Annotated in this window: 2 protein-coding genes; one reads left to right on the top strand and one right to left on the bottom strand. The window is 71.9% G+C overall.

Annotated elements, in window-relative coordinates:
• The first annotated feature begins 99 nt into the window (after positions 1–99).
• Complete coding sequence (gene secD / locus ETD96_RS42755; protein WP_138642181.1) at positions 100–2,367, top strand: protein translocase subunit SecD; 2,268 nt, start codon at positions 100–102, stop codon at positions 2,365–2,367.
• A 49-nt stretch (positions 2,368–2,416) separates the two neighbouring features.
• Here the strand turns inward: secD and ETD96_RS42750 are convergent.
• The coding region (locus ETD96_RS42750) for a DUF4190 domain-containing protein (protein WP_138642180.1) at positions 2,417–3,406 on the bottom strand (990 nt) is incomplete at its 5' end.

The raw sequence follows: 3,406 nt of genomic DNA, 5'->3' as shown, positions 1-3,406 counted from the left end.
GGCCGCGTCAGATGTGTATAAGAGCCAGGATCTGAGCCATCTGTCCGCGGTGCCGCGCGCTCAGGCGCGGCGCCGACACCCCCGTGTGGAGGTTCCCTCTTGACGCGCGCCAACATGGTGCGGGCGATACTGGCGTTCGCCGTACTCGCCACATCCTTCTACTTCGCCTGGTCGAAACCGGCCCGCCTCGGTCTCGACCTGCGCGGCGGCACCCAGATCGTCCTCGAGACCCAGGACTCGCAGACCACCAAGGCCGACCGCGAGTCGACCGACCGCGCCCGGGAGGTCCTGCACCGCCGCATCGACGCGCTCGGCGTCGCCGAGTCGTCCATCACCCGGTCCGGCGACAAGCGGCTGATCGTGGAGCTGCCCGACGTCCAGGACCCGACCCGCGCCACCGAGGCGATCGGCAAGACCGCGCAGCTCACCGCGCACCCCGTGCTGCCCAACACCGGCAAGGCCGAGAAGGGGCAGCAGCTGATCCCGGACGAGAGCGGGCAGCAGATCCTCATCGGCCCCGCCGCGCTCACCGGCGCCGGCATCGGCGAGGCGAGCGCCTCCTACGACGCGCAGAACCTCGGCGGCTGGGCCGTCAACGTCGACTTCAAAGGCAGCGGCGGCAAGACCTGGGAGAAGCTGACCGCCAAGGCCGCCTGCGCCGTCGGCGACGAGCGGCGTGTCGCGATCGTGCTGGACGGCAAGGTCATCTCCTCCCCGCAGGTCACCCAGAGCGTGCCCTGCGGCGTCGGCATCACCGGCGGCTCCACCCAGATCACCGGCGACTTCACCGCCGGCGAGGCCAAGGACCTCGCGGCCCTCATCCAGGGCGGCTCGCTGCCCGTCCCCGTGAAGATCATCGAGCAGCGGGTGGTCGGCCCGACCCTCGGCGACGAGGCCATCGACGCCAGCGCCAAGGCCGCGATCATCGGCATCATCCTGACCGGCCTGTTCATCGTGGCCGTCTACCGCATCGTCGGCTTCCTCGCCACGCTCGCCCTCGCCGGCTACGCGCTGATCTCCTACGCGGCGCTCGTCGCGATCGGGGCGACGCTCACCTTGCCGGGCCTCGCCGGTTTCGTCCTGGCCATCGGCATGGCGATCGACGCCAACGTGCTGGCCTTCGAACGGGCGAGAGAGGAACGGGCGGCGGCACCGGGCCGCAGCGCGCGCAACGCGCTCGCCATCGGCTTCAACAAGGCGTGGTCGGCGATCGCCGACTCCGCCGTCACCACGCTGCTCGCGGGCGGCCTGCTGTTCTGGCTGGCCTCCGGGCCGGTCCGGGGCTTCGGTGTCACGCTGACCATCGGTGTGCTCGCCTCCCTCGTCTCGGCGATGCTGCTGAGCCGCGTGCTCACCGACGCCGCCGCCGCCCGGATGCCCAAGATCATGAAGGGCCGGGCCGGCGGGCTGGCCGGCCCGGGGCGGATCCGCAACTGGCTGGAGAACAGCGGCCCCGACATCATGAAGCGCAGCCGGATGTGGATCGGGATCTCCGTGGTCGCGGTCGCCGTCGCGCTGACCGGGATCTTCGCCCGCGGGCTGAACTACGGCGTGGAGTTCACCGGCGGACGCCTCGTCGAGTACTCCACCAGCCAGCACGTCGACATCGACAAGGCCCGCGCGGCCGTCGCCGACGCCGGGTTCCCGCGCGCCGTCGTCCAGACCTCCGGCCAGGACGACATCTCCGTCCGCACCTCCGACCTGACCAACGAGGAGGAGAAGCGGATCCAGGAGGCGCTCGCGAAGGAGGGCGGCGGCGCGACCAAGCAGCGCGACGAGCTGATCGGGCCGAGCCTCGGCGACGAGCTGCGCAAGAACGCGCTGATCGCCCTCGGCATCGCGCTGCTCGCGCAGCTGGCCTACCTGACGATCAGATTCCGCTGGACGTTCGCGAGCGGCTCGGTCCTCGCGATGTTCCACGACATCACGATCGTCACGGGCGTCTTCGCCTGGCTCGGCAAACCGATCGACGGGGTCTTCCTCGCCGCGCTGCTCACCGTCATCGGATACTCGGTGAACGACTCCGTCGTCGTGTTCGACCGGATCCGGGAGCTGTGGGGGAACAACCCCAAGGGCCGGTTCGCCGACATCGCGAACCGGGGCACGCTGCAGACCGTCCCGCGCACGATCAACACCGGCATGGGCGCGCTGTTCATCCTCGCGGCCCTCGCGATCCTCGGCGGCGACTCGCTGACCGACTTCGCGATCGCCCTGCTGATCGGCATCGTCGTCGGGACGTACTCCAGCGTCTTCACCGCGACGCCGATCGCCGTCGTGCTGGAGCGCTTCGCGAAGGCCCCGCCGCCGCAGGGCAAGGCGAAGAAGCCCGTCCGCCGCACCGCGGACAGCTCCGGCGCCGTCGTGTAGCGCCCGCGTGCCGCCGGCGCCACCCGGCGCCGGCGGCACGCCCGCGCGGTCAGTGCGGGACGACGGATCGGTCGAGGAAGCCGTTCCGCCCCGTCACCAGGCAGATGATCAGCCGGTTGCCGGCCTCCCAGCCCAGCTTGTCGGGGCCCGCCCACGCCATGTCGGCGATGTCGAACGGCGGGTCCGACCGCCACACCTTGACCGCCTGCTCGGCGCAGCCTTCCAGCGCCTTCCGATCCATCTTCGCGGTCCCCGGGTACTTGCCGCCGGGCATCGTGTAGAAGGCGAGCACCTCGTACTCGTGCTTCTCGGTGCAGGGGACGAGGGGCTGGTAGCCCTCGTCGTCCCACTTCTTGACGCAGTCTCCCGGCTGGAGCTCCGGCGTGTACCGCTCCTTGGTCTCCATGGTCTGGTCGAGGGACGCCGGGAGCAGGCCGGAGCCGGTGTAGCGCATGACGCAGGTGGCGGCGTGGTCGCCGTCCTTCCACGCCGCCTCGTCCGGCGGCGCGACGTGGAGCCGGAGGTCCTTGCCGTAGCGGCTCTTCTCCAGGAACTGCGTCCGCTCGCGGCACACCGTCCACGCCCGGTTGCCGACCTCCTCCCGGCCCGGGAACGGCACGTCCGGCAGCTCCGCCTCGGCGCTGACCTCGCCCTGGTGCGGCGTGGTGCACGGCAGCGGCCGCACGAACATGCCGGCGGGGCTCTCCTCGAACTCGCTGAAGCAGTCGCCCGGCCGCATCGAGGTGACCGCGACCTTGCCGTCCGCACGGGCGGCGGGCACGGAGGTGTCGGGGGACAGCGGCCCGACGGTCACGACGACGGCGATGGCGGCGACCCAGGCCAGGGAGGCGGCGAGCCCGCCGAGGGCCAGGCCGGTGCCCTTCTCGCCCCGGCGCCCGGTCTGGACGAAGGCGGCGACGGCGAAACCGACCGCGAGCAGGACCATGCCGAGCAGGCCCGCGACGAGCGCGACGATCGCCCACCGGTTCGTTCGCGGCCGGGCCGCGGTGGGCGGCGCGGCGAGGGGCCCGGTGAGGGG

Origin of the sequence: Actinomadura geliboluensis, assembly GCF_005889745.1 — a bacterium.
Classification (GTDB): Bacteria; Actinomycetota; Actinomycetes; order Streptosporangiales; family Streptosporangiaceae; genus Spirillospora; species Spirillospora geliboluensis.
Note: the sequence above shows the minus strand (reverse complement) of the source record. Positions and strands in the feature narration are given on the sequence as shown.